Here is a 25,079-nt window from a genome sequence, read left to right on the forward strand (position 1 = left end):
TTGACAGATGAGGAGATCAGATGGGCGTCACCCTGCCGCAGCTCCGCGCTCTGGCCACCGTCGTCGACCGCGCTTCGTTCACGGACGCCGCGGCTCAGCTCGGCATCAGCCAGTCGGCCGTGTCGCACGCCGTCTCCGGCCTCGAGAAGGAGGTCGGCGGCCGGGTGCTGCAGCGCGACGGCGGCGTGACGCTGACGGTGCTCGGTCACCGGGTGCTCGAGCACGCGCGTGCGGCGCTGGCATCCGTCGCGGCCCTTGAGAGCGCGGTCAAGCAGGACGGCACGATCGCCGGCACCGTGCGCCTCGGCGCCGTCGCGACGGTGTGCCAAGGGCTGCTGCCGGAGCTCATGCCGCTGTGGGCGGCGAAGCTGCCGAACGTCGACGTCCAGATCTACGAGGGCGACGACGACGAGATGCCCGAATGGCTCGAGGCGGGGGTCGTCGAGGCCGCCATCCTGGTCGAGCCGTCGCCTGCGCCGTCGGGCAGCAAGCTCGTCGCGACCGACGAGTTCGCGGCCGTCGTGCGCTGCGACCACCCGCTCGCGGGACTCGACGGCATCCCGCTCGCCGAGCTCGCGGAGGACGGCCTGATCGTCTCGACCGGCGGCTGCGAGGGACACGTCAAACGGATGCACGACGACGAGGGCCTGCCCTACGCGTTCTCGCACCGGGTGCGCGAGATGAGCACCCTGTTCCGCATGGTCGAACAGGGCATGGGGGTCGCGATCGTGCCCTCGCTCGGCCGTGGCATGCTGCCTGACGACCTCGTGATGAAGCCGCTCGCCACGCCGCGCCCGCGGCGGCTCGTGCTGTCAGGGCCTGCGTCTCGGCCCTGGCATCCGCTCGCCCAGGCCCTCGTGGACGCGGTCTGAGCCGATCGTCGCACCGGTCCCCGCCCGGCGCGTCACTCTTCCGTGACTTTGACGTCCTTCCAGAACGCGACGTAGTTCGAGAAGTCCTTGCCCACCCGGTCGAACGCCGTCGGGTAGGGGGTCGGGTAGCTCCACGCGCGGTCGGGGTACTGCTGCCCGTCGACGGTGACGGTGAAGTACTGGCACTCCCCCTTCCACGGGCAGGTGTAGGGGGTCGGACTGGTCGAGAGATACTGCTGGTCGACGGATGCCGGCGGGAAGTACCAGTTCCCTTCGATGCGGATGAGGTCCTCTTCAGGGGCCTGCGCGATCACGGTCTCTCCGAGTACTGCCTTCATGCTTTCGCGAACCGGCGCGAGGCGCCCGCTATTCCGCGCGGAAGACGCCGTCGCGCATGACCGGCACGACGTCGGACACGTCGAGCTGCGCCGCGATCGCGACGTCGTCGAGCCGATCGACCGCCGCGAGCTCGCGGGCGCTGACGCATGCCGTGAGCAGATGCCCGACTGCGCGGCGCATGGCGTCGAAGGATGCGGCGACGACGGCCGCCTCGGGCGAGCACGCGTCGATGCCGAGCCCGGCGAGCGCACCGACCAGCGCGCCGGCCGCGAGCTGGTCCTCGACGGCAGGGCGCAGAGTGCCGTCGCCGCGGCGCTCGCCCGCCGCGATCACGGCGACGTTCGCGCGCCGGCCGAGCTGCTGCTGGTGTGCGAGCACCCACCGTGCCGCCGCGGAGTAGTTGCGCAGATCGGCGGCGACGACGGGGACGCCGAAGGGCGAGGCGTCCGCAACCCATCGCCCATGGTCGGGCGAGAGGACATCGACGATCACGATGACGCCCGCGCCGGGCGCCGTGCTGCGCAACCCCTCGATTCCCCAGTCGAATCTGACCTCGTAGCTCGTCTGAGTGCGCTCGGACGGCTGGGGGTGAGGCATGGATTCCACCCTATGTCGGCGTTCGGGGACAGACTGAGAGCATGACGGATGCCTCGCGCACGGCCCTCGACACGCTCGACTGGCGCCGGCGGACCTTCGAGCTGTACGACAACGTGCGGGCCGTCGCCGAGGTCGACGACCCCGGGGCCGCGCACGCGTACTGGGTCCTCGCGCGGAACCAGCTGCTCGCGACGCACCCGGCGTCGGCGATCTTGCCCGAGGAACGGGCGGCGTTCTCGGGCGTGCCCGTCTCGGCATACGACCCCGACTGGCGGTTCGAGGTCTCGATCGAGCCGGCCGGCGAGCCCCGCGAGTGGAACGTCGAGACCGGCACCGACGGCATCGTCCCGTTCCGGCTGCTCGGGAAGGCGGAGCTGCCCGGCATCGGGTCGCTCGACATGTGGAAGCTCGCGTCGTACGGCGGCGGGCTGTTCGTTCCCGTGAAGGACGCGCTCGCCGGGAAGCCCGGCGGGACGTACGGCGGCGGGCGGTACCTGATCGACACGATCAAGGGGGCATGGCTGGGGGAAGCGGACGACACGGTCATCCTCGACTTCAACTTCGCGTACAACCCGTCGTGCGCCTACGACCCCGAATGGGCGTGCCCGCTCGCGCTGCCGAGCAACACGCTTCCGGTCGAGGTGCCGGTGGGCGAGCGGATGCCGTGAGGGGAGCCTCGCCGGCGACGGGCTACTCCGGAAGCCCGCAGTGGAAGAAGCTCGGGCTGAGGGACGCTGCGCGGGTCGCGCTGGTCGGCGCGCCCGGAGGGTGGGCGCTCACGCCCGACGACGACTTCCCCGCGATCGAGCTCGTCGCGGACGGCGGAGCCGACGTGGTCGTCGCCTTCGCGCGTGAGCAGGCATCCGTCGTCGATCTGATCGAGACCCAACGCGAGCGCATCAAGCCCGCGGGCGCGCTCTGGATCGCCTGGCCCCGCAAAGCCGCCGGGCACGCGAGCGACGTGACCGACGAGACGGTGCGCGCGGTCGCGCTCGAGGTCGGTCTCGTCGACGTGAAGGTCGCCGCTCTCGACAGCGACTGGTCGAGCCTCAAGCTCGTGTGGCGGCGTCGGAACCGGTGAGGGAACGGCGCTCAGCGGCCAGCAGGTAGACTGGTCAGGTCGCGAGCCGTCCTGCGCTCGCGCCCGCGTCGTGATACGACCCCTCGTCTCAGACGGCGCACCGCGCTGGCATCCGCCCGCGTGCGACCGATATATCCCGCGCATCGTTGCCTGCCTGATGCAGGCGTGCGCGGCTTCATGCCCGGAAAGGCATACAACTTCATGACTTCTTTCGCCGAACTCGGCGTTCCCGCCCCCGTCGTCGCGGCCCTCGCCGCGATGGACCGCACCGAGGCGTTCCCCATCCAGGTCGCGACCCTGCCCGACTCGCTGAAGGGCCGCGACGTGCTCGGCCGCGGCAAGACCGGCTCCGGGAAGACCATCGCGTTCGCGGTGCCGCTCGCGGCACGGCTCGGCGAGGCATCCGGTGCCTCCCGTCCTGCCCGCGGTCGCAAGGCCCGCGGTCTTGTGCTCGCGCCGACCCGAGAGCTCGCCACCCAGATCGACAACACCCTCGCCCCGCTCGCGCAGGCCATGGGCCTCACGACGACCGTGATCTTCGGCGGCGTCAGCCAGAAGCGCCAGGAGGACGCACTGCGCGCCGGCGTCGACATCATCGTCGCCACGCCCGGCCGCCTCGACGACCTGATGAAGCAGGGCGTGCTGTCGCTCGACGCCATTCAGATCACGGTGCTCGACGAGGCCGATCACATGGCTGACCTCGGATTCCTTCCGGTCGTCACGCGCATCCTCGACAAGACGCCCAAGGTGGGCCAGCGCATGTTGTTCTCCGCCACGCTCGACAACGGCGTCGACAGGCTCGTGAAGCGCTACCTGCGCGACGAGATCCTGCACTCGGTCGACGAGGCCACCTCGCATGTGTCGGCCATGACCCACCATGTGTTCTCGGTCGAGTCGGGGGCGGGCAAGGACGCGCTCGTGCACGCGCTCGCCCGCGGCGCGGGACGCCGCATCCTCTTCATGCGCACCAAGCACCAGGCGAAGAAGCTCGCGAAGAGGCTGACGGAGGGCGGCATTCCTGCCGTCGATCTGCACGGAAACCTGTCGCAGAACGCGCGCGACCGGAACCTCGCGGCCTTCCACGAGGGCGCAGTGCGCGTGCTCGTCGCCACCGACGTCGCTGCGCGCGGCGTGCACATCGACGACGTCGAGCTCGTCGTGCACGTCGACCCGCCCGTCGAGCACAAGGCGTATCTGCACCGCTCCGGCCGCACCGCGCGTGCCGGCTCGGCCGGTGACGTGGTCACCATCGCCCTGCCCGAGCAGCATCGCGATCTGCGCGATCTGCTGCGCAAGGCCGCCATTCGCGTCGAGTTCGAGCAGGTGACGGATGCCTCGCCGCAGGTCGTCTCGCTCGTGGGCTCTCCTGTCGACCTGGTTCCGTACGTGAAGCCCGAGCTGCCCGCGCGCGGTGCCTCGCAGGGCGGCACCTCGACCGGCGCGAACGCGCAGCGCAAGCGTGCACGTCGCGGCGGCGGTGCCGGCGGTGCGTCGAACGGCAGCGGCCAGCAGGGCGAGCGCCAGGGCGGATCGCGCCGAGGCGGACAGGCCCAGGGCGGCCAGCAGCCGGGTGCGTCGTCGCAGGGCGGGCAGCCGCGGGGCGCTGGTCAGGGCCGTCGTCGCGGCCAGGGCGGCGCCGGTCAGGGTTCGTCGGACCAGCCTCGCGGCCAGCGCGGCGCCGGTCAGGGGGCGCCGGGTCAGTCGCGCGGACAACGTGGCGGCCAAGCTTCGAGCGCCGGCCGGGGCCAGGCGTCGTCGCGCGGCGCGTCGGGCCAGGCATCCGCCCGCCGCAGTGATGGCGCCCCGCGCCCGACGTACTCGACCTCGACGCCGTCCGCGTCGCCGCGCACCCCGCGCCGGGCTTCGCGCCCGTAACCCGCGCCGGCATGCGCCACCGAGAAGTGCCGTGATGCGCTCAGCCCACAGCTGAGACAGCATCGCGGCACTTCTCGCCGTTGTGGGCAGCGCGCGAAATGCAGAAGACGGGCGGCACAAATCCTGGTTTGCACAAAACGCGGCAATTCGCCCGGGTTTGGTCGATCTGGAATCGACCGGGTCTTCTTTTCGGCTAGCGTCGGCGCATGAGCGCGATCGTGGTGCGGCCTGCAACGCCGGCGGACGCGGCCGGCATGGCCCGCGTGCACGTGCAGGCGTGGCAGGAGACGTACCGAGGGCAAGCTCCCGACGAGGTCCTCGACGCCTCTGACTTCGTCGAACGCCGCGAGCGGATGTGGAACCGGACTCTCGATGACGCCGATCGCGGCACCCGCGCGGCCGTGGCCGAGATCGATGGCGAGATCGTCGGGATCGCGCTCGCCGGGCCCGCCCAAGACACCGACTCGCCGCACGACTGGCAGCTCTACGTGCTGTACCTGCTCACAGCCCACCACGGCAGCGGCGCGGGGCAGCAACTCCTCGACGAGGTGCTCACTGAGCGCGCATCCGTCCTCTGGGTCGCCGACCCGAACCCCCGCGCGCAGGCCTTCTACGCGCGCAACGGATTCGCGGCGGATGGCGCAGCGCAGGGCGAAGCGCCCCGCGAGATCCGGATGGTGCGGGCCGCGCGCAGCCGCGCATTGCGGTGAGGCATCCTCGGGTCTAGCTTTCGCGTCAACCGACTCGTGGCCGACGAGATCCACGAGGTGTCGCAGGGGCAGCCGCTAGGGCAGGGCGCCCACCGAGGCCAAGGCTGCGCGGACGAGAGCGCCCCGGCCGCCTTCGAGTTCCGAGCACACCGCGTCTGACGCCGCCTCAGTCGGCGTCAGCCAGGTGAGTTCGAGCGCATCCTGCCGGGGTTCCGTCGTGCCCGTGACCGGCACGACATAGGCGAGCGAGACCGCGTGCTGGCGCTCATCGACGAACGGCGTCTCGCTGGGGGCGGGGAAGTACTCCGCGACCATGAACGGCACGGGCGAGGCGGGCAGCTGCGGGAACGCCATGGGGCCGAGGTCCTTCTCGAGGTGGCGGAACAGCGCCTCGCGCAGCGTCTCGCCGTACATCACGCGGCCCGACACGATCGTGCGCGTGATCTCGCCGAGCGGTGTACCGCGCAGCAGCAGACCCAGGTCGATCACGCGGCCGATGCCGTCGACGTGCACTGGGACGGCCTCGACGTAGAGGATCGGGATGCGGTGCCGGATCTGCTCCAGCTCGATGTCGCTGAGCCACGCCGGGCCGTAGCTCGGCGGCTCATCGTCTTCAGGGCGGCCGTCGGGGTACGGGTCCGGGGTGCGCACTGCCATACCCGAACAATAAGGGAGTCACCGGCGACCCGGGCGGATGTCGGCCGTCCGTGGTCGAATGAATGACGATGACCGACACGCTCGAGCGCTTCTCGGCCGCGACCCGGCAGTGGTTCGCGGGCGCCTTCAGCGCGCCCACAGCCGCCCAGCTCGGCGCGTGGGAGGCCATCTCCTCGGGTCGCAACACCCTCGTGATCGCGCCGACCGGGTCCGGCAAGACGCTCGCGGCCTTCTTGTGGGCGATCGACCGGCTGATGACGGAACCTCCGGCGGCTGAGATACCGGCGAAGCCGGCGTCTCGACGCCCGAGGTCAGGCACACGAGTCCTCTACATCTCGCCCCTGAAGGCGCTCGGCGTCGACGTCGAGCGGAACCTGCGCAGCCCCCTCGTCGGCATCGCGCAGACCTCGAGACGTCTGGGGGAAGACCCGCCCGAGGTGACCGTCGGGGTGCGGTCGGGCGACACACCGTCGAGTGAGAGGCAGCGGTTGCTGCGGCATCCGCCCGAGATCTTGATCACAACACCCGAATCGCTGTATCTCATGCTGACGTCGGGCGCGCGCGAGACGCTGCGCGAGGTCGAGACGGTGATCGTCGACGAGGTGCACGCGGTCGCGGCGACGAAGCGCGGGGCCCATCTCGCGCTGTCGCTCGAGCGGCTCGACGAACTGCTGGCGAAGCCTGCGCAGAGGGTGGGCCTGTCGGCGACGGTGCGGCCGCCCGAGGAGGTGGCACGGTTCCTGTCGGGGCAAGCCCCGACCACGATCGTGGCGCCGGGGTCGCAGAAGCGGTTCGATCTGCGGGTGATCGTGCCGGTCGAAGACATGCGCGAGCTGCAGAATGCTCCGGGCGGGGACAAGGTGGGCGGCACCATCTGGACCCACGTCGATGAAGCCGTGCTCGATGAGGTGCTCGCGCACCGCTCGACCATCGTGTTCGCGAACGGCCGGCGCACGACCGAGCGGCTGACGGCGCGGCTCAACGAGCTGTACGCCGAGAGGCTCGGATTCGAAGCCGAGGCCATGACCTCGTTCCCGGCTCAGCTGGTCGGGCAATCGGGCACGACCGGCGGTGTCTCGCCCGACGCGCCGGTGCTCGCGCGCGCCCACCACGGCTCGGTGTCGAAGGAGCAGCGGGCCACCATCGAAGACGACCTCAAGACGGGCAGGCTGCGCTGCGTCGTCGCGACGAGCTCGCTCGAGCTCGGCATCGACATGGGCGAGGTCGACCTCGTCGTGCAGGTGGCCGCGCCGCCGTCGATCGCGAGCGGGCTGCAGCGCATCGGCCGTGCCGGGCACCAGGTGGGCGAGGTGTCGAAGGGCATCCTGTTCCCCAATCACCGCGCCGACCTCGTGCAGTCGGCGCTCGCGACCGAGCGCATGCGGGCGGGGCTCATCGAGAAGATCGGCGTGCCGCAGAATCCTCTCGACATCCTCGCGCAGCAGACGGTCGCGGCCGTGTCGGTCGCCCCGGTCGACGTCGACGGGTGGTTCGACACCGTGCGGCGGTCGGCGCCGTTCGCCACGCTTCCGCGCGGGGCATACGAGGCCGTGCTCGACCTGCTGTCGGGCCGCTATCCCAGTGAGGAGTTCGGCGAGCTGCGCCCGCGGCTCGTGTGGGATCGCGAACGCGGCGTGCTGTCTTCGCGCCCCGGCGCGAGCCGACTGGCGGTGACGAGCGGCGGCACGATCCCCGACCGCGGGCTGTTCGGGGTGTTTATGGTCGCAGGGGCCGACGACAAGGCGCCGCGCCGGGTCGGCGAGCTCGACGAAGAGATGGTCTACGAGTCGCGCGTCGGCGACGTCTTCGCCCTCGGCACCACGAGCTGGAAGATCGCGGAGATCACGCACGACCGCGTGATGGTGACCCCGGCCTACGGCGAGCCGGGGCGCGTGCCGTTCTGGCACGGCGACGGCATCGGCCGGCCGGCCGAACTGGGCGAGGCGCTCGGCGGCTTCGTGCGCGAGTTGGGTTCGAGCGATGCGGCGGATGCCTCGCAGCGGCTGCTCGCCGACGGGCTCGACGAGCGCGCCGCCCGGAACCTCCTGACCTACCTCGACGACCAGAAGACCGCGACCGGGCATCTGCCGACCGACCGCACCCTCGTCGTCGAACGGTTCCGCGATGAGCTGGGCGACTGGCGCATCGTGCTGCACTCCCCCTACGGGCAGATGGTGCACGCGCCGTGGGCGCTCGCCGTCGGGCGGCGCGTGCGCGAGAGCCTCGGGCTCGAGGGCGCGGTGCTCGCCGCCGATGACGGGATCATCGTGCGGCTGCCGGACTCAGACGCCGAGCCGCCGGGGGCCGAGCTGTTCGTGTTCGCGCCCGACGAGCTGGATTCCGTCGTGACGGAGGAGGTCGGCGGGTCGGCGCTGTTCGCGGCGCGCTTCCGCGAGGCCGCCCAGCGGGCGCTGCTCTTCCCGCGGTACGACCCCGGTCGCAGGAATCCGCTCTGGCAGCAGCGCATGCGCTCTGCGCAGCTGCTCGAGGTGGCGCACAAGTACCCGCAGTTCCCGATCATCCTCGAGACGATGCGCGAGTGCCTGCGGGACGTGTACGACCTGCCCGCGCTGCGCGAGCTCGTGAAGAAGATCGAGCAGCGGAAGATCCGGCTCGTCGAGACCATGAGCGAGAAGCCGTCACCGTATGCGTCGAACCTGCTGTTCGGGTACATCGCGGCGTTCATGTACGAGGGCGACTCGCCGCTCGCCGAGCGCCGGGCCGCCGCACTGACGGTCGACACCGAGCTGCTCGGGCAGCTGCTCGGGCGCTCGGAGCTGCGCGAGCTGCTCGACCCCACCGTGATCGCGCGCGTCGAGGGCGAGCTGCAGCGCCTTCCGGAGGAGCGACATGCGCGCGGGCTCGAAGGCGTCGCCGATCTGCTGCGCGTGCTCGGGCCGCTGTCGGTTCCCGAGTTGGGCGAGCGATTCGCCGGGGATGCCGCGGAGCTGACCACTGCGATCGAGGATCTCGTCGTCGCGAAGCGCGCGCTGCGCGTATCCCTCGCCGGGGTCGAACGCATAGCCGCCATCGAGGATGCCCCGCGGTTGCGCGACGCGATCGGGGTGCCCCTGCCGATCGGGGTGCCGACGGCGTTCATCGAGCCGGTCGCCGACCCGCTCGGCGACCTCGTCGGGCGCTACGCGCGCACGCACGGGCCGTTCGCCGCCGACGAGGCGGCCGAGCGCTTCGGCCTCGGAACCGCGGTCGTCACCGACACGCTGCGCAGGCTGTCGCACGAGCGCCGCGTCGTCGAGGGCGAGTTCCGGCCGCACGCGACCGGTACCGAGTGGTGCGACGCCGACGTGCTGCGCCGTCTGCGGCGACTGTCGCTCGCGGCGCTGCGGCACGAGGTCGAGCCGGTCGAGCCGGCTGCCTACGCGCGGTTCCTTCCCGAGTGGCAGCACGTCGGGACGCTCTCGATGAAGGGCGTCGACGGGGTGGCATCCGTCATCGAGCAGCTGGCTGGGGTGCGCGCGCCGGCATCCGCATGGGAGTCGCTGATCCTGCCGTCTCGCGTGCCCGATTTCGCGCCCGTTATGCTCGACGAGCTGACAGCGAGCGGCGAGGTCATCTGGGCCGGCGCCGGCACGATTCCGGGGCGCGACGGGTGGCTCAGCTTCCACCTGGCGGAGAACGCGCCGCTGACGCTCGCAGCCCCGATGGATTTCGAGACGGACGAGTTGCAGCGCGAGATCCTGACGACGCTCGGAGCGGGCGGCGGGTTCTTCTTCCGGCAGCTGTCCGACGCGGTCGGCTCGCAAGACGACACCGTGCTCGAGACCGCCCTGTGGGATCTCGTGTGGGCCGGCCTCGTGACCAACGACACCCTCGCACCGGTGCGGGCGCTCACCGGTAGCCGCGCCGCGCACAAGCGGCCGGCCCGGGCGCCGCGCACGCGCATGTTCCGGGGCGGGCGCATGCAGCTCGCGTCGTCGACGATCGCTCGCCCGAATGTGCCGACCCGCACGGGGCCGCCGACCGTCGCCGGGCGCTGGTCATTGTTGCCGCTCGGCACCGCCGACCCGACGCTGCGCGCGCATGCTGCGGCCGAGAACCTGCTCGACCGCTACGGCGTGGTGACCCGTGGCGCTGTCCAGAGCGAGGGGCTGCCCGGTGGCTTCGCGCTCGCATATCGCGTGCTCGCCGAATTCGAGCAGGCCGGTCAGGTGCGACGCGGGTACTTCATCGAGACGCTCGGCGCAGCGCAGTTCGCGAGCTCGCCGACGGTCGACCGGCTGCGCGGGTTCGTGGCGGATGCCACGGCCGATCCGTTGCTTTCCGCGGTGACACTGGCGGCGACCGACCCGGCGAACCCGTATGGCGCGGCGTTGCCCTGGCCCGATCCGCCGGCGGCCGCCGATGGCTCCTCGGGCCATCGTGCGGGGCGGAAGGCCGGCGCGCTCGTCGCGCTCGTCGATGGGGCCTTGGTCCTGTACATCGAGCGGGGCGGGAAGACGGTGCTCGCGTTCAGCTCGGACGCGCCGGTGCTCGGCGCGGCCGCTGCGTCGGTCGCGCAGCTCGTGCGCCGCGGGGGCACCGATCGGCTCGCGATCGAGTCGGCCAACGGCGGGTTCGTGCTCGGCACCCCGCTCGGCGAGGCGCTTGCCGCAGCCGGGTTCAGCGAGACGCCGCGGGGGCTGCGGCTCAGGTACTGATTCGTCCGGGTCGCGGTGTCGGTGGCTGTGTGAAACTCGTGGTGTCGCGCCGGGGTGTGAATAACTGTTCTATTGTTTGGCTTCCAATGTGGGTGACGGGTTGGTAGACTCGGAGCATGTCGAAGGTCGGTGCTGCAGCGTGTGAGACGCTCACGCGTCTCGGCCGCGCGCTGCCGGTGGACCCTGCTGTGCTGACGGACGGGCAGCTGATCCGGCTGGTGGAGGACGCGGAGGCCGCGCAGCGGCAGGTCGGTGCGGTGAAGCTGGCTGTGGCGGCTGAGATGGCCCGGCGTTCTGCGGCCGATGATCCGGGTTCTTTGGCGCGCCGGTTGGGGTTCAAGACCGCGGCGGCCGCCTTGTCGGGGCTGACGGGGTCCTCCGGGAGGGAGGCGCAGAGACTCGTCACGGAGGCTGCCGACCTTGCCGGGCTTCCGGCTGTGGAGGCGGCGGTGCTGGATGGGCGGATCGGCCGGGAGGCTGCCGCGGCGATCAGCGGGGAGCTGAAGAAAGCCGCATCCACCGCCGACGCGGGTGACCTCGAAGCCGCGCAGACCGAGCTCGTGGAGCTCGCGGTGAGCACTGGAGCCGACGAGGTGAGGGCGAAGGCGGCCGAGACGGCTGCGGGCCTGACGGTCGAGGTCGTTCAGGAGCAGGCGAAGAAGGCTATGGCCGAGCGGTTCTTCTGGATGAGCCCCGTCATCGACGGGTCCGCACGGGTGTCCGGGCGGCTGCCGACCGGGCACGCCTCCGTGATCAAGTCCGTGCTCGACGGGCTGCGGAACCCGAAGGGGAAGAAGACCGTCACCTTCCAGCCCGTCGCGGAGGACGCACCGGGTGATGCGCGCACGGCCGGGCAGGCCGACGCCGACCACCTCCGCGACGTGTTCGCGCTCGCGGCCCGCTCGGTCGACATGCCCGACATGGCCGGCGACCACCCCACCGTGTGGCTCTCCACCACCCTGAGCGAACTGGAGTCCGGTGCCGGGCTCGCGTTCTACGCCGGCACCCCCGGTCCCGTCCCCGCGAGCGAGGCCGTGCAGGCCGCGTGCACGGGCGGGACCCAGGCCGTGATCTTCGACGACCAGGGCGCCGTCCTGAACCTCGGCAGAAGTACGCGCGGGTTCACCCGTCGGCAGCGGCGCGCGATCTCCCTCAGAGACGGCGGCACCTGTTTGATCCCCGACTGCTCGGTGCCCGCCCAGTGGTGCGAAGTCCACCACGTCATCAGCTACCGCGACGGCGGTGCCACCGATATTGGCAACGGCGTCAACCTGTGCTGGTTCCACCACCACGACATCGACACCGGCCCCTGGCAGATCCGCATGACAAACGGCACACCAGAAGTCAGATACGCCTACGGCGGAAGAACCATCGACTGGAAACCGGTGGGCAATGGAACCGCCGCGCACCTCCAAACCACGGCACCACCCGGCGCACCACCGCCACTGCAGTAGCGGGCCCGACGAGTCGCGGGCTCTAGCTAGTCGGCCGACCCAGGCGCTTCCTCGAGATCGGCCAGGTCGAGCACGAAGCGGTAGCGCACCTCGTTCCGTTCGAGGCGGTCGAGCGCCTCGGAGACCTGCGTCGACGGCACCCGTTCGATGTCGGCGACGATGCCGCGCTCGGCCGCGAAGGCGAGCATCTCGGCAGTGCCGCGGCGACCGCCCGTGCCCGATGAGGTCAGCTTGCGTCGGCCGCGTGTCAGCAGCATCAGCGGCACCTGCGTCGGCAGCGGCGCGCCGACCACGCTGAGCGTGCCGTCGAGGGCGAGCAAGTCGAGCAACGGCGCGAGATCGTGCGGGGCCGAGATCGTGTCGAGGATGAAATCGAACCGCCCCGCGGCCGCGGCGAGCTGCGCCTCGTCGGTCGTGTCGACGAGCTCCGTCGCCCCGAGTGCGCGCGCGTCTGCAGCCTTGTCGGGTGTGCGGCTCAGCACCGTGACCTCGGCACCCAGGGCGACGGCGAACTTCACGCCCAGATGCCCGACGCCACCGAGGCCGGCGACGGCGACCGTGCTGCCCTGGCCGACGCCCGCGGCGCGCAGCGGTTCCCACACGGTGATGCCGGCGCAGAGCAGTGGTGCTGCCGCCGCTGGGTCGAGGCCCTCCGGCAGGGGGTAGGCGAACGAGGACCGCACGATGTACTCGCGGCTGTAGCCGCCCTGGGTCGTCGTACCGTCGACGCGGTCTTTGCCGCCGTAAGTCGTGACAGGGCCCTCGAGGCAGTAGTTCTCCTGCCCGACCCGACACATGGCGCACTTGCCGCACGAGTCGACAACCGTACCGACCGCGACCCGGTCGCCCGGCGCGAAGCCGGTCACCGCCGGCCCGATGTCAGTCACGGTTCCGGTGAACTCGTGACCGGGCACGAGACCCTTTGTGGCCTTCCCGACCAGACCGTGGATCGCGTGCAGGTCGCTGTGGCAGACCCCGCAGTAGTCGACCCGCACGGCGAGGTCGTCATCGCGCAGCTCGCGGCGCTCGATCGTCACTCGCCTCAGCTCAGTCGAGTTGTCGGTGCTCTGCCAGGCGGTGGTGATTGCGAGCAGGCGACCCTCTCGAGCTGCTCGCTCTCGTCGTGTCGCTCGCGTCGACCTGGTCGCCCGCGAGCGGAATCTACGCAGCCACGACCGACGAGCCCGCCACCGACCACGAGCGCCGTCGCGAGCTGCTTCGCGAGAGCGTCACCCGTCTTCTCGCACCCTGAGCGCAGCACCCGCCCCGCTTGACATTGACGCGACGTCAACCTCTAGCGTCGTCGACATGCGAGACGAGCGGGCGCGGGAATGGCCGATCACCGAGGTGGTCGCGCTGACCGGGACAACGAGCAGGACGCTGCGCCACTACGGCGACCTCGGCCTGCTTCCGCCGTCGCGCGTCGGTGAGAACGGTTACCGCTACTACGACCAGCACGCGCTCGTGCGGCTGCAGCGCATCCTGCTGCTGCGCCGGCTGGGGCTCGGGCTGCCCGAAATCGGGCGCGTGATCGACGAGCAGCTCGACGTCGCCGAGGCGCTCGATCGGCATGTGCGGGCGTTGCTCGCCGAGCAGGAGCAGCTCGGGCGGCGGCTCGCGTCGGTGCGCCGCACCCTCGCCGCGATCAAAGACGGAAAGGACCTGGAGATGACCGAGATGTTCGACGGCTTCGACCACACGCGCTACCGCGACGAGGTCGAGCAGCGCTGGGGGAAGGACGCGTACGCCAGCGGTGCGAGCTGGTGGGAGGCGAAGAGCCCCGACGAGAAGACACGGCTGCAGGCCGAGCAGAAGGCCCGGTCACGCGCCTGGACGGAGCTGAGCGAGACGGATGCCTCGCCCGACTCCCCTGCGGCGCAGCGGCTCGCCGCCGAGCACGTCGACTGGCTGCGCGGCGTGCCGGGCACCCCGGCAGCCTCCGGCGACCCGACGGCGCTGCGCGGCTACGTGCTCGGGCTCGCCGAGCTGTACGTCGCCGACGAGCGCTTCGCCGCGAACTACGGGGGCGCCGAAGGGGCGGCCTTCGTGAAGGCCGCCCTCGAGCACTACGTCGCGACTGTGCTGTAGTCGGCCCCCGTCAGGCCGCGGGGCCCTGCGTGAGGGTGACGGACGCGGTGTGGGACTGGCCGGAGCCGTCGATCCACGAGATCGACACGTGGTCGCCCGGGGCGTACGACTTCAGCGCCGCCTGCAGGTCATCGGCCGAGGCGACCGAGGTGCCGCCGATCGCGGTGATCACGTCGCCCTCGGCAAGGCCCGCCTCTTCGGCGGGGCCGCCCGAGACGACGCCGGCCACCTGAGCGCCCTGCGCTGCCGCGCCCGAGCCCTGCTGGGCGAAACCACCGAAGCCTGAAGCATCCGTCTCGCCCAATTCGATGCCGAGGAATGCCGGGTAGCCGAGCTCGATGCTGCCGCCCGCGTGCCCCGACGTGATCTCCTTCGCGATGTCGAGCGCGGTCGCGATCGGGATCGCGTAGCCGTCAGGCGCGCCGCCGCTCGACGCGGCGGTGTCGATGCCGACCACCTTGTCGGAAGAGTCGAACAGCGGGCCGCCCGAGTCGCCCGGCTCGATGGCCGCGTTGGTCTCGATGAGCCCGTGCAGGCTCTCGGATGCCGCGGAGTCCTCCGCTTCGGTCGTGATGCTCTGGTCGAGGCCGGTCACCTCGCCGGGCGCCGCGACGAGCGAGCCGCCGCCCTCGGCGTTGCCGACACCGGTGATGGACTCGCCCTCGGTGACCTTGTGCGAGCCGTCGGTGACGGCCGTCGCGAGGCCGCTCGCGCCCTGCAGCTGCAGCACGGCGACATCGTCGGTGGGGTCGTCGCCGACGACGGTGGCCGTGTAGCTCTTGCCGGTCGCGACCACCTGGACCTTGATCGACGTGGAGCCCTCGATGACGTGGTTGTTGGTCAGGATCTCTCCGCCCGAGGTGAGCACCAGGCCGGTGCCTGCCGCCTCTGCGCTCTGATAGCCGAGCTGCGTGTCGATGAGGACGATGCCCTTCGACTCGGCAGCGGTCGCCGATGTCGTGCCACCCGAGGTCTGGCCGTAGGCGTTGCCGCCGAACGGATTGCCGCCCGTCGAGCCGGCGCCCGAGCCACTGCCCGGCTGGCCGGCGCCGGCGCCATCGCCGTACCCGCCCGAGCCATAGCCGTAGCCCCCTGCTCCGTAGCCGCCGAGCCCGCCGCCATGCTGCCCGACCGCGGGCTGGCCCGTGTACTGCTGCTGGGCGCTCGATGTGCCGCGTGCGCCGAAGGCGCTCTGCACGCCGAAGACGCAGCCGACGCCGAGCGCCGCGGCCACGACCGTGCTCGCCGCGACGAGCAGCGTCTGCCGCTTCGTGAAGTACTCGCGCTGAGGGGCGCGCTCGCCCGTCGGGGTGCTCTGGCTCGCCGGCATCCCCTGCTCCTGCGTCGGGTTCGACGCGTCGCCACTACCGTTGATCTCGCTCATGTCACCAATGAGAAGCCCGCTTCCCGAATCCGGGCCATGGCAGGCACAAGAGTTTCCTATGGAGCAACCGTGGACATCCCGCACGCCGACCTGACCGTCGACGAGGACCTCGCCGCTCGGCTCGTGCGCGCCCAGTTCCCGGCGCTCGCCGGGCCGGTCACACCGGTGGCGCAGGGCTGGGACAACGCGCTCTTCCGGTTGGGCGACGAGCTGGCGATACGGATGCCTCGACGCGAGGTCGCCGCCCACCTGATCGAGCACGAGCAGCGCTGGCTGCCCGAGCTGCAGCGGCTGGTCGCGCTGCCTCTGCCGGTGCCGATCGCCGAGGGGCGGCCGACGGCCGGCTACCCCTTCGCCTGGAGTGTCATCCCCTGGGTCGACGGCATCGGCGGCGCGCACGTCAGCCCCCACGCCCGGGACGCGTACGCGCGGCAGCTCGCCGGGTTCCTCGCGGCGCTGCATGTGCCCGCGTCGGCTGATGCCCCGCACAACCCCGTGCGCGGCGTGCCGCTCGTCACGCGCGCCGCGGCGATCCACGCGCGGCTCGACGGGCTGGCCGGGCGGCTTGCGGCCGACGAGCTCGCAGGGCTGCGGGCGGCGTGGGATGCCGGGGCCGCCACCGCGCCGCACAAGGGCCCCGCGCTCTGGCTGCACGGCGACCCGCACCCCGGCAACGTGGTCGTCGCGCCGTCGGGGCGGCTCGCGACCGTGGTCGACTTCGGCGATGTGACAGCCGGCGACCCCGCGACCGACCTCGCCGCGGCCTGGCTGCACTTCACGCCGGCGGGGCGGGCCGCGTTCATCGAGCGCTACTCGGAGCTTCGGGCGACGGATGCCGCACTATGGGTGCGCGCGCGAGCCTGGGCCGTCTCGATCGGCACGTCGGCGTTCGCCGCCTCCGACGGCTCCGGCCCGATGGCACGGATGGGCCGCGAAGCGATCGAGCAGCTACTTCGCCAGGACTGACGCCGCGGCGGCGCGCGCCTCGCGCGGACCCGGGGCCGCGGCAGCCGCAGCGGCGGCCGCGACGCACTGCTCGAACGCGACGGCGCCGAGCGACGCCGCAACCTCGTCGAGGGCCTGCGGCGCCATCGAGAGCGACGTCACCCCGAGCCCGACCAGCACCGGCGCGAGCGCAGGGTCGCCCCCGGCCTCTCCGCAGAGCGACACCGGCTTGCCGGCCGCGGCACCCGCCTCTCCCACGAGGCGGATCAACCGCAGGACGGCGGGCTGCCAGGCATCCGTCAGATCCGCGAGGGGTGCGAGCTGCCGGTCGGCCGCCGTCGCGTACTGTGCGAGGTCGTTGGTGCCGAGGCTCACGAAGTCGACCTCGGCGAGGATCTCAGCCGCGCACAGCGCCGCCGCGGGGGTCTCGATCATGACGCCGACGCTCGCGAAGCCGTGCGGGCGACAGCGGGCGACGAACTGCCGCGCCTCGGCGGCGGTCGCGATCATCGGGGCCATCACCCAGGCATCCGCCCGTTCGGCGCGGGCCGCCGCCGCGATCGCCGCCAGCTGCGCGTCGAGCACATCGGGGTGCGCATGCGCCGTGCGGTAGCCGCGCACGCCGAGCGCGGGGTTCTGCTCGCGCGGGCCGGCGAGGAAGGCGAGCGGCTTGTCCGACCCGGCGTCGAGCGTGCGCACGACGACCCGCCGGCCGCGGAAGGCGGCGAACACCTCGCGATAGGCCACGGTCTGGTCTGCGGCGCTCGGCGCGTCATGGCGGTCGAGGAAGGCGAACTCGGTGCGGAAGAGCCCGACGCCCTCCGCGCGCGACGCGGCCGCCGCATCGTCACCGCCCGAGACGTTGGCGAGCAGCTCGACGCGCCGCCCGTCGGCTGTGCGGCCCACGCCGTCGAACGGCACGAGGTCAGGCCGAGCGGATGCCTGCGCCACCCGCTCCTGCGACGGATCGACCACCACCTCGCCGCGAACCCCGTCGACGAGCACGATGTCGCCGTCGCGCAGCTCACGTGCAGAGGGCCACACGACCGCGGGCAAGCCGATCGAGCGGGCGAGGATCGCCGTGTGCGAGGTCGGTGCGCCCGACCTCGTGACGAGGGCCACGCACGGAGTCGTGCCGAGCAGCGCCGCATCGGCGGGAGCGAGCTCGTCGACGACGAGCACGAACGGTTCGGTGCGGTCAGGCAGCCCGGGCTCCAGCTCGCCCTGCAGGCGCGCGATGACCCGCGCACGCAGGTCGCGCACGTCGGCGGCACGCTCCGCCATGGGCCCGCCCTGGGTCGCGAGCAGCTCGGCCAGAGCGCCGAGCACGAGCCACACCGCGCGCGCGGGCGGTGCGCCGAGCCTGGTCACGAGCTCTGCCGCCTCGGTTGCGAGCGCCGGATCGTCGGCGAGCGCGGCCGTCGCCGTGAGCACCGCGCGCGCGTCGCGGAAGCGCTCGTCCGTGAGGCGTTCGGCGCGGCGGGTGAGACCGGCACGCACCTCGGTGAAGGCCGGGGCGAGGGATGCCGCGGCCGAGGCGCGCTCGGACTCGGGCAAGGTGGCGTCCGCCGGAGGTTCGAGGATCGGCTCCGGCATGCGGACGACCGGGCCCACCGCGGCACCCGGGCTGATGGCGAGGCCGTAGTCGATGTCCTTTCGGACGGTTTCGAGACGCGCGGTTCCACCGCGCTCCTCAACCATCGGGGCCTCGCCGAAGCCGTCGGCGACGAGGGACTCGAGGCGGGCGAGGGCGGTCGCGGCATCCGCCCCGGCTGCGCTCGCCTCGAGCTCGTCGCCCTGGCGCGCGCCGAGCGTGAGAAGAGCGCTCATGCTCGACGCGTCGGGGACGGTCGCACCCGTGCGGCGGTTCGTGAGGCGCACCGTCGCGTCGAACGACGCCAGCTCGGCCGCCAGGGTCGCCGCGGGGCGGGCGTGCAGGCCGGCCGGGTTGACGAGCGTGAGGGTGCGCGCTGTCGCCGGGGTCGTTTCGAGACGCGCATCGATCCTCGCGGGCACAGCCTGTTCGGCGTTTGGCCTACGACGACCCACCGGCGTGTCGCCGAGGTGCTCCTCTTTCGCGGCGAGGGACCCGCGCGCCTCGCGCGCGACCGTCTCGAGCGGCGCGCCCGCCGCCGCTGTGACCAGCGCGGCGACCAGGCCCTCGACCAGCGGGGCGCTCGTGACGCGCACCGGTGCCACGGATTCCCGGAGCTCGAGCCCGAGCTCGGCGCTCATCACGGCCGAGCCGAGGTCGACGAAGACCAGCACCCCGTCGGGCGACGCGACCTCGTCGATGGCGGCGGCGACACGTGCGGCATCCGTGCCCAGACCGCCGTCGGGCGTGCCGGCGGCGACGGCGACGCGAACGTCGTCGCGAGGCACCATCTGCTGCGCGAGCTCGAGCGCCGCCGCGGCGAGCGCCGCGCTGTGCGAGACGACGACGATTCCGATCATGGGCGCCTACTGCTCTGCTGCGCCCGGCGCCTCAAGCGCCTCGGCCAGCGCTCGGAAGAGCAGCGCCGTCGACGCCGCGCCCGGATCGAGGTGCCCGGCAGAGCGCTCGCCCAGATAGCTCGCGCGGCCCTTGTGTGCGACCAGCGGAGCCGTCGCGTCGCGGGCCGCAGCAGCAGCCTCAGCGGCGGCTCGCGCCGCCCCGGCGACGTCGCCGGGGTCCGGTGCCGCGTCCCATGCGTCCAGCGCGGGCACGAGCACGTCGAGCATCGTCTTGTCGCCGAGCTCCGCCTTGCCCCGCACCGTCACGCCGCTCACCCCGGCGCGCAGCGCGGAGGCGAGCTCGAGGCTCGACACGGACGACGACGCGCCGAGCGCGCCACCCAGGCGAAGGAAGAACGTTCCGAACAGCGGCCCGCTCGCGCCGCCGACGTTCGAGATGAGCGCCATGCCCGTGCGTTTGAAGAGGTCGGCGGTGTCGGTGGCCGGCTGGGCGTCGAGCGCGGCCACGACGGCCGTCATGCCGCGGTCGAGGTTCGAGCCGTGGTCGGCGTCGCCGATCGCCGAGTCGAGCTCGGTCAGGTGGTCGCGATTCGCCGCGACGAGGGCCGCGAACCCGTGCAGCCAGGCGACGAGCGAGTTCAGCGTGGCGGCGCCCATCAGGCGCCCCACCGCAGCCCGGGCGTCACGACCGGCGCGTCCCACAGGCGCAGCAGCTCGTCGTCGACGCGCAGCAGCGTAAGCGAGCACCCGGCCATGTCGAGCGAGGTGATGTAGTTCCCGACGAGGCGCCTGGCGACCTGCACCCCGGCGGCATCGAGCAGCGCAGCGACCTCGCCGTACATGAGGTGCAGCTCGATGAGCGGCGTCGCACCCATGCCGTTGAGCAGCGCGATCACAGGCCCGGCGGTGAAATCGAGGTCTGCGAGCACCGGGTCGACCAGCAGTCTTGCGAGCTCGGATGCCGGCGCGATCGGCCGTCTCTCGCGCCCGGGCTCTCCGTGGATCCCGATGCCGACCTCGATCTCGCCCTCCTCCAGCTGGAAGGTCGGCTTCCCCGCGGCGGGCACGGTCGAGCTCGTCAGGGCGAGGCCCATCGAGCGCCCGTTGTTCACGACGCGGCGGGCGAGCCCGGCGACGGATGCCAGGTCTTGGCCCTCCTCGGCCGCGGCGCCGACGATCTTCTCGAGCAGCACGGTCGTCCCCACGCCGCGGCGCCCGGCGGTGAAGGTGGAGTCCTCGACGGCGACGTCGTCGGCGACGATCACCGTCTCGACCTCGACTCCCGACTCGGCGGCGGCGAGCTCGGCCGCCATCTCGAAGTTCATGACGTCACCGGTGTAGTTCTTGACGATCTGCAGCACTCCGGCCCCTGTGCCGACGGCGCCGAGGGCGGCAGCGATCTGGTCGGGAGTGGGCGACGTGAACACCTCGCCGGCGACGGCCGCATCCAGCATCCCCGGCCCGACATAGCCGCCGTGCAGCGGCTCGTGACCCGTCCCGCCGCCGGAGACCAGGCCGACCTTGCCGGCCGCCTTCGGCTCGGCGCGGTAGACGACGCGGCGCTCGAGGTCGACGCGCAGCTCGGGGTGGGCGGCGGCGAGGCCGCGCAGCGAATCGGCGAGGACGGATTCGGGTCGGTTGATGAGCTTCTTCATCAACGCCAGATTATCCGGGTCAGTCCACCCAGTCGAAGGTGCGGGTGACCGCCTTCTTCCACCGGGCGAGCAGCGCCTCGCGCGAATCGGCGGCGAGCCGCGGTTCCCAGCGGCGGCCCTCTTGCCAGTTCGCGCGCAGCTCGTCGAGCCCCGACCAGAACCCGACGGCCAGACCCGCCGCGTAGGCCGCACCGAGCGCCGTCGTCTCGGCCACGACCGGCCGCACGACGGGCACCCCCAGGATGTCGGCCTGGAACTGCATCAGCAGCTCGTTCGCCGTCATGCCGCCGTCGGCCTTGAGCTCGGCGAGCGACGCCCCCGCGTCGGCGCACACCGCGTCGAGCACCTCGCGGGTCTGGAACGCGGTCGCCTCGAGCGCGGCGCGCGCGAGATGCGCCTTGGTGACGAACCTCGTGAGGCCCACGACGGCTCCCCGGGCATCCGATCGCCAATACGGTGCGAACAAGCCGGAGAAAGCAGGCACGAAGTACGCGCCGCCGTTGTCTTCGACCGAGGCCGCGAGCGATTCGATCTCGGAAGCCGAGCCGATGATGCCGAGGTTGTCGCGCAGCCACTGCACGAGAGAGCCGGTGACGGCGATCGACCCCTCGAGCGCGTAGTGCGGCGCCGCGTCGCCGAGCTTGTAGCCGACGGTGGTGAGCAATCCGTGCTCGCTTCTCACGATGCGCTCACCCGTGTTGAAGATCAGGAAGTTTCCGGTGCCGTAGGTGTTCTTCGACTCGCCGTCGTCGAACGCCGCCTGACCGAACGTCGCCGCCTGCTGGTCGCCGAGGATGCCCGCCACCGGCACCTCGCGCAGCAGGTTGTTCGACTCGACCGTGCCGTACACCTCTGAGGACGAGCGGATCTCGGGCAGCATCGACCGCGGCACGCCGAACGCCTCGAGGATGTCATCGCGCCAGTCGAGCGTCTCGAGGTCCATGAACAGGGTGCGCGAGGCGTTGGTGACGTCGGTCGCGTGCACGCCGCCGCGCCGGCCGCCGGTCAGGTTCCACAGGAGCCAGGTGTCGGTCGTGCCGAACAGCAGCTCGCCGGCATCCGCCCGCTCGCGCGCGCCGTCGACGTTGTCGAGGATCCAGCGGATCTTCGTGCCCGAGAAATAGGTGGCGAGCGGCAGCCCGACCGCATCCGTGAAGCGGCGTGCGCCGCCGTCGCGCGCAAGCTCGTCGACGATCGGCTGGGTGCGCGTGTCCTGCCAGACGATCGCGTTGTAGACCGGTTTCCCGGTCTTCCTGTCCCACACCACGGCCGTCTCGCGCTGGTTCGTGATGCCGACAGCGACGATGTCGTGGCGCGTGATGTCAGCGCGGGCGAGCGCCTGGCCGATCACCTCGCGGGTGTTGCGCCAGATCTCGAGCGGGTCGTGCTCGACCCAGCCCGGCTTCGGGAGGATCTGCCGGTGCTCGAGCTGGCCCACCGAGACGACCGAGCCGCCGTGATCGAAGATGATCGCCCGCGTGCTGGTGGTGCCCTGGTCGATCGCGATCACGTAGCTCATGCGTGGTTGGCCTCTTCAGAGAGTTCGAGCACGACGCCGTGCTTCTCCGCCAGTCTGTCAGCGGCATCCGCCAGCTCGGAAGCGCGGCGCGCGTCGTCCCACCCGAGCGCGTCGCCGACCACCTCGGCCAGCTCGCGCGCGGACTGCGTGGTGAGCGCGCCGCGGAACGCGATGTTGGTGCGGCGGGTGAGCACGTCGATGAGATGCACGACCTGCTCTGTGCGCGCGACGTGCGCGATCTCGTCGCGGCTGTATTCGGGTGCGGATGCCAGTGGCCGGTCGCCCTCGCCGAGAGCCTGGATCACCTCGGCCGCCTTCGTGCCGTAGCGGTCGAGCAGCCGGGCCGCCCGCTCGACCCCCACCGTGTCGGCGTAGGCCGCCGCCCACACCTCGGCCCCGGCATCCGTCGTCGGGAAATCGCGCCCGCCGCCGATCGCCATGCCCGCCGTGCTCACGAGCCGCTCACGCCCGAGCTTCGCCAGCGCCTCGTTCGCGAGGTGCTCGCCCAGCGCGCGGAACGTGGTCCACTTCCCGCCCACCAGCGACAGGACCGGCGTCTTCGGCAGGCCGGGCAGCGGCGACTCGACGATGCGGTAGTCGCGTGAGACGAAGCCCGGCTGCGTGTCGTCGTGGCGCGGCAGCGGGCGCACCCCCACGAACCGGAACACGATCTGCTCGCGGCCGACGTGGATCGTCGGGAACACGTCGCGCACCAGCTCGAAGAAGTAGTCGATCTCGGCATCCGTCACCTCGATCGGCTGTGCCATGTCCTGCTCGAGATCGGTGGTGCCGATGATCACCTTGCCGTGCAGCGGGTAGACCAGCACGATGCGGCCGTCGCGATGCTCGAAGAACAGCTCACGGCCGGCACACGCCTCGTACAGCTCGGGGTTGTCGACGACGACGTGCGAGCCCTTCGTGCCGCCCATGAGCCGCGTCTCGGTGCCGAGCAGGCCGTTGGTCAGATCGGTCCAAGGACCCGTGGCGTTCACGACCACGTCGGCGGTGAGCTCGAACTCCTCGCCGGTCAGCTGGTCGCGCACTGTGACACGGTCGTCGTGCGCGTCGACGGCGGCCAGGTAGTTCGCCGCCCTCGCCGTGTCGATGCGGCCGCCGCCCAGGGCCGGCGCCGTCGCACCGGCGCCGGCCGCGATGCCGTCGAGCAGCACATCGAGGGCCAGCCGCTCGGGATTCACGAGCGACCCGTCGTAGTACGTCGCCGTGTACTTCACCGCCGGGTTCAGCTTCGGCAGCTCGCGCAGCGACTCCACATGCCCGTGGAAGCGGTGCGGTGGTACGACGCCGCCCCTGCTCGCGAACAGCCCGTCACGCCCCGAAGAGAACGCGTCGTAGATCGCGAGCCCGATCTTGATCAGCGCCGCCCCGCGCTCCTTCGGCTTTCCGGCGCCGTGGCGCAGGAACCGCAGCGGAGCACTCGCGATGCCCGAGAACGTCGAGAAGATCGGGATCGTCGTCGGCAACGGCTTCACGTAGTGCGGTGCGATGCGCAGCAGCCCGTTGCGCTCGGTGACCGACTCCTTCACGAGCCGGAACTCGCCGTTCTCGAGGTAGCGGATGCCGCCGTGGATCATGTGCGAGCTCGCCGCAGAGGCGCCGCTCGCCCAGTCGTCCCGCTCGATCAGCATCACGTCGACACCCTGCAGCGCAAGGTCGCGGAACGTGCCGATGCCGTTGATGCCGCCACCGATGATCAGCACCTGGGCGTGCGGGCGGGCGGTCAGTGACTCGATGTCGATTCGGGTGGTGTCGCTCACAAGATCTCCTCACTGACTACTTTGCGGCGTGCGGGGCGCTCGCGGCGCCGAACCGCCCGCTTGTTGCGCATCTGTGCAGGAACGGTTCGCATATCGACGCGGAACGGAGCAGAACGATACGGATGCATGTTTGTGCGATATTCGTCGCAATCCCCCTTTTCAGGGGGCAGTCGGTCCCGTACTCTGTAGGTGCCGTGTCGGATGGCTCGCCGACTCCATGTGGGGAGGCAAGCGGCGACGCGTTTCCCGATACAGGCGTGCAAGGGCCTGGTGGAAGGTGTTCGGGTCACCTTCCCCCAGGCCCTTCTTTCTGCGAGCATCGCCTCGGAGGGGAACATGCAGCAGGCAACACGTGGGGTGGTGCTGATCGCGGCGGCCGCCGCACTGGCGGCATCCGTCACCGCATGTGCGGGCACCACGCCCGACGCGGGGACGACGAATCGAGCCGCGTCGCCGAACCCGCGGCCGAGCGTCTCGACCGAGCCGAAGATCAGCGCGCCGAGCAGCTCGCCGGGGATCGTGCACGTGGACCCGACCGGTGCGCCCGCGATCGTGCCCGGCATGTTCGCCGCGCCCGGCGCGACGCCGCCCGCGGACCCGGCCGCCCTCGAGCAGGCTAAGGAGTGGATCACCGCGGCGACCCTGCCGCCTGGCGTCGAGTCGCTCGACGTCGCGCCAGCCGGAGCCCCGACCCAGCCCGCGACCATCGTCGCGTGCGATTGGCTCGCGCGGGCGACCAAGTGGTGGTCGACGGATGCCTCGAACGCCGCCGCGGCGAAGGCGTGGCTCACCGCGCATCCGATCACCGGCATGGCCCTGGGCGGCACGATGGACGGGCCCGGGGCGATCTCATCGATCAGCGAGCGGTCGCCGCAGAAGCCCGACGACTCGGTTCAGTTCGAGTTCGCGCCTGTCGCCGACGGTGCGGTCGCGATCAGAGTCGACGTGGTCGTCGTGCCGGCCGGCGCCGGGTGCGCGAGCAGCGGATGACGCGGCCCGCAGCCGCGCCTAGGATG

At 71.8% G+C, this 25,079-nt stretch carries 21 protein-coding genes; 11 read left to right on the forward strand and 10 right to left on the reverse strand.

Going from position 1 to position 25,079, the window contains the following annotated elements; genetic code table 11:
* Positions 1 to 20: 20 nt before the first annotated feature.
* Positions 21 to 872 (forward strand): LysR family transcriptional regulator, encoded by an 852-nt coding sequence (locus D7I44_RS05480; RefSeq protein ID WP_120788562.1) that lies wholly within the window; start codon positions 21 to 23, stop codon positions 870 to 872.
* A gap of 32 nt (positions 873 to 904) precedes the next feature.
* Here D7I44_RS05480 and D7I44_RS05485 read toward each other — a convergent pair whose 3' ends face one another.
* Together D7I44_RS05485 and D7I44_RS05490 are read right to left on the reverse strand one after the other, a co-directional pair.
* Positions 905 to 1,210 (reverse strand): DUF427 domain-containing protein, encoded by a 306-nt coding sequence (locus D7I44_RS05485; RefSeq protein WP_120788563.1) that lies wholly within the window; start codon positions 1,208 to 1,210, stop codon positions 905 to 907.
* Positions 1,211 to 1,238: 28 nt separating this feature from the next.
* Entirely contained in the window at positions 1,239 to 1,808 is a 570-nt protein-coding gene (locus D7I44_RS05490; RefSeq protein WP_120788564.1) for a 2-phosphosulfolactate phosphatase, read from the reverse strand.
* Positions 1,809 to 1,849: 41 nt separating this feature from the next.
* Between D7I44_RS05490 and D7I44_RS05495 the strand changes: the two genes are divergently transcribed.
* The 4 genes from D7I44_RS05495 (at position 1,850) to D7I44_RS05510 (ending at position 5,474) form a co-directional block, all read left to right on the forward strand.
* Complete coding sequence (locus D7I44_RS05495) at positions 1,850 to 2,476, forward strand: DUF1684 domain-containing protein (RefSeq protein WP_120788565.1); 627 nt, start codon at positions 1,850 to 1,852, stop codon at positions 2,474 to 2,476.
* Positions 2,473 to 2,889 carry a DUF3052 family protein gene (locus tag D7I44_RS05500; protein ID WP_220093836.1) on the forward strand — a complete coding sequence of 139 codons (417 nt, stop codon included), beginning with the start codon at positions 2,473 to 2,475 and terminating at the stop codon, positions 2,887 to 2,889. The genes D7I44_RS05495 and D7I44_RS05500 overlap by 4 nt, the downstream gene beginning before the upstream one ends.
* A gap of 201 nt (positions 2,890 to 3,090) precedes the next feature.
* Positions 3,091 to 4,764 (forward strand): DEAD/DEAH box helicase, encoded by a 1,674-nt coding sequence (locus D7I44_RS05505; protein ID WP_120790811.1) that lies wholly within the window; start codon positions 3,091 to 3,093, stop codon positions 4,762 to 4,764.
* Between the two features lie 206 nt (positions 4,765 to 4,970).
* Positions 4,971 to 5,474, forward strand: a complete 504-nt coding sequence (locus D7I44_RS05510; RefSeq protein WP_120788567.1) for a GNAT family N-acetyltransferase — start codon at positions 4,971 to 4,973, stop codon at positions 5,472 to 5,474.
* 75 nt (positions 5,475 to 5,549) lie between these two features.
* Here D7I44_RS05510 and D7I44_RS05515 read toward each other — a convergent pair whose 3' ends face one another.
* Positions 5,550 to 6,131, reverse strand: a complete 582-nt coding sequence (locus D7I44_RS05515) for an NUDIX hydrolase family protein (protein ID WP_120788568.1) — start codon at positions 6,129 to 6,131, stop codon at positions 5,550 to 5,552.
* 68 nt (positions 6,132 to 6,199) lie between these two features.
* Between D7I44_RS05515 and D7I44_RS05520 the strand changes: the two genes are divergently transcribed.
* Both D7I44_RS05520 and D7I44_RS05525 read left to right on the forward strand, forming a co-directional pair.
* Positions 6,200 to 10,789: an ATP-dependent helicase gene (locus tag D7I44_RS05520; RefSeq protein WP_120790812.1), complete on the forward strand. Its 4,590-nt coding sequence runs from the start codon at positions 6,200 to 6,202 to the stop codon at positions 10,787 to 10,789.
* A 116-nt stretch (positions 10,790 to 10,905) separates the two neighbouring features.
* On the forward strand, positions 10,906 to 12,243 hold the full coding sequence (locus D7I44_RS05525; RefSeq protein ID WP_120788569.1) for an HNH endonuclease signature motif containing protein: 1,338 nt from the start codon (positions 10,906 to 10,908) through the stop codon (positions 12,241 to 12,243).
* Positions 12,244 to 12,269: 26 nt separating this feature from the next.
* Here D7I44_RS05525 and D7I44_RS05530 read toward each other — a convergent pair whose 3' ends face one another.
* Entirely contained in the window at positions 12,270 to 13,280 is a 1,011-nt protein-coding gene (locus D7I44_RS05530; RefSeq protein WP_245980042.1) for an NAD(P)-dependent alcohol dehydrogenase, read from the reverse strand.
* An 86-nt stretch (positions 13,281 to 13,366) separates the two neighbouring features.
* Between D7I44_RS05530 and D7I44_RS18725 the strand changes: the two genes are divergently transcribed.
* Positions 13,367 to 13,495, forward strand: a complete 129-nt coding sequence (locus D7I44_RS18725; protein ID WP_220093837.1) for a hypothetical protein — start codon at positions 13,367 to 13,369, stop codon at positions 13,493 to 13,495.
* Positions 13,496 to 13,551: 56 nt separating this feature from the next.
* Positions 13,552 to 14,331, forward strand: coding sequence for a MerR family transcriptional regulator (locus tag D7I44_RS05535; RefSeq protein WP_120788571.1), 780 nt, complete (start codon positions 13,552 to 13,554; stop codon positions 14,329 to 14,331).
* Positions 14,332 to 14,341: 10 nt separating this feature from the next.
* On the opposite strand, the gene D7I44_RS05540 is transcribed toward D7I44_RS05535, so the two are convergent.
* Positions 14,342 to 15,715, reverse strand: coding sequence for a S1C family serine protease (locus tag D7I44_RS05540; protein ID WP_120788572.1), 1,374 nt, complete (start codon positions 15,713 to 15,715; stop codon positions 14,342 to 14,344).
* A 69-nt stretch (positions 15,716 to 15,784) separates the two neighbouring features.
* Here D7I44_RS05540 and D7I44_RS05545 point away from each other — a divergent pair, with 69 nt between their 5' ends.
* Positions 15,785 to 16,681: an aminoglycoside phosphotransferase family protein gene (locus D7I44_RS05545; protein WP_245980044.1), complete on the forward strand. Its 897-nt coding sequence runs from the start codon at positions 15,785 to 15,787 to the stop codon at positions 16,679 to 16,681.
* Here the strand turns inward: D7I44_RS05545 and dhaM are convergent.
* The 5 genes from dhaM to D7I44_RS05570 are packed head-to-tail and all read right to left on the reverse strand — an operon-like array spanning position 16,664 to position 24,063.
* Entirely contained in the window at positions 16,664 to 19,114 is a 2,451-nt protein-coding gene (gene dhaM, locus D7I44_RS05550; protein ID WP_120788574.1) for a dihydroxyacetone kinase phosphoryl donor subunit DhaM, read from the reverse strand. The two genes, D7I44_RS05545 and dhaM, sit on opposite strands and share 18 nt — an antisense overlap.
* 6 nt (positions 19,115 to 19,120) lie before the next feature.
* Positions 19,121 to 19,771, reverse strand: coding sequence for a dihydroxyacetone kinase subunit DhaL (dhaL, locus tag D7I44_RS05555; RefSeq protein ID WP_120788575.1), 651 nt, complete (start codon positions 19,769 to 19,771; stop codon positions 19,121 to 19,123).
* Positions 19,771 to 20,769 carry a dihydroxyacetone kinase subunit DhaK gene (dhaK, locus tag D7I44_RS05560; RefSeq protein ID WP_120788576.1) on the reverse strand — a complete coding sequence of 333 codons (999 nt, stop codon included), beginning with the start codon at positions 20,767 to 20,769 and terminating at the stop codon, positions 19,771 to 19,773. The genes dhaL and dhaK overlap by 1 nt, the downstream gene beginning before the upstream one ends.
* A gap of 19 nt (positions 20,770 to 20,788) precedes the next feature.
* On the reverse strand, positions 20,789 to 22,288 hold the full coding sequence (gene glpK, locus D7I44_RS05565; protein WP_120788577.1) for a glycerol kinase GlpK: 1,500 nt from the start codon (positions 22,286 to 22,288) through the stop codon (positions 20,789 to 20,791).
* A complete protein-coding gene (locus D7I44_RS05570) occupies positions 22,285 to 24,063 on the reverse strand; it encodes a glycerol-3-phosphate dehydrogenase/oxidase (protein ID WP_120788578.1) in 1,779 nt (592 codons plus the stop codon). The genes glpK and D7I44_RS05570 overlap by 4 nt, the downstream gene beginning before the upstream one ends.
* A 336-nt stretch (positions 24,064 to 24,399) precedes the next feature.
* Here D7I44_RS05570 and D7I44_RS05575 point away from each other — a divergent pair, with 336 nt between their 5' ends.
* Complete coding sequence (locus tag D7I44_RS05575) at positions 24,400 to 25,053, forward strand: hypothetical protein (protein WP_162940069.1); 654 nt, start codon at positions 24,400 to 24,402, stop codon at positions 25,051 to 25,053.
* Positions 25,054 to 25,079 lie beyond the last annotated feature (26 nt).

Source organism: Gryllotalpicola protaetiae (assembly GCF_003627055.1).
Lineage (GTDB): Bacteria > Actinomycetota > Actinomycetes > Actinomycetales > Microbacteriaceae > Gryllotalpicola > Gryllotalpicola protaetiae.

Excerpts from the sequence above, each read along its gene's own strand:
- D7I44_RS05480 (WP_120788562.1), top strand. The coding sequence starts at position 21 with ATGGGCGTCACCCTGCCGCAGCTCCGCGCTCTGGCCACCGTCGTCGAC.
- D7I44_RS05485 (WP_120788563.1), bottom strand. The coding sequence starts at position 1,210 with ATGAAGGCAGTACTCGGAGAGACCGTGATCGCGCAGGCCCCTGAAGAG.
- D7I44_RS05490 (WP_120788564.1), bottom strand. The coding sequence starts at position 1,808 with ATGCCTCACCCCCAGCCGTCCGAGCGCACTCAGACGAGCTACGAGGTC.
- D7I44_RS05495 (WP_120788565.1), top strand. The coding sequence starts at position 1,850 with ATGACGGATGCCTCGCGCACGGCCCTCGACACGCTCGACTGGCGCCGG.
- D7I44_RS05505 (WP_120790811.1), top strand. The coding sequence starts at position 3,091 with ATGACTTCTTTCGCCGAACTCGGCGTTCCCGCCCCCGTCGTCGCGGCC.
- D7I44_RS05510 (WP_120788567.1), top strand. The coding sequence starts at position 4,971 with ATGAGCGCGATCGTGGTGCGGCCTGCAACGCCGGCGGACGCGGCCGGC.
- D7I44_RS05515 (WP_120788568.1), bottom strand. The coding sequence starts at position 6,131 with ATGGCAGTGCGCACCCCGGACCCGTACCCCGACGGCCGCCCTGAAGAC.
- D7I44_RS05520 (WP_120790812.1), top strand. The coding sequence starts at position 6,200 with ATGACCGACACGCTCGAGCGCTTCTCGGCCGCGACCCGGCAGTGGTTC.
- D7I44_RS05525 (WP_120788569.1), top strand. The coding sequence starts at position 10,906 with ATGTCGAAGGTCGGTGCTGCAGCGTGTGAGACGCTCACGCGTCTCGGC.
- D7I44_RS05535 (WP_120788571.1), top strand. The coding sequence starts at position 13,552 with ATGCGAGACGAGCGGGCGCGGGAATGGCCGATCACCGAGGTGGTCGCG.
- D7I44_RS05540 (WP_120788572.1), bottom strand. The coding sequence starts at position 15,715 with ATGAGCGAGATCAACGGTAGTGGCGACGCGTCGAACCCGACGCAGGAG.
- dhaM (WP_120788574.1), bottom strand. The coding sequence starts at position 19,114 with ATGATCGGAATCGTCGTCGTCTCGCACAGCGCGGCGCTCGCCGCGGCG.
- dhaL (WP_120788575.1), bottom strand. The coding sequence starts at position 19,771 with ATGGGCGCCGCCACGCTGAACTCGCTCGTCGCCTGGCTGCACGGGTTC.
- dhaK (WP_120788576.1), bottom strand. The coding sequence starts at position 20,769 with ATGAAGAAGCTCATCAACCGACCCGAATCCGTCCTCGCCGATTCGCTG.
- glpK (WP_120788577.1), bottom strand. The coding sequence starts at position 22,288 with ATGAGCTACGTGATCGCGATCGACCAGGGCACCACCAGCACGCGGGCG.
- D7I44_RS05575 (WP_162940069.1), top strand. The coding sequence starts at position 24,400 with ATGCAGCAGGCAACACGTGGGGTGGTGCTGATCGCGGCGGCCGCCGCA.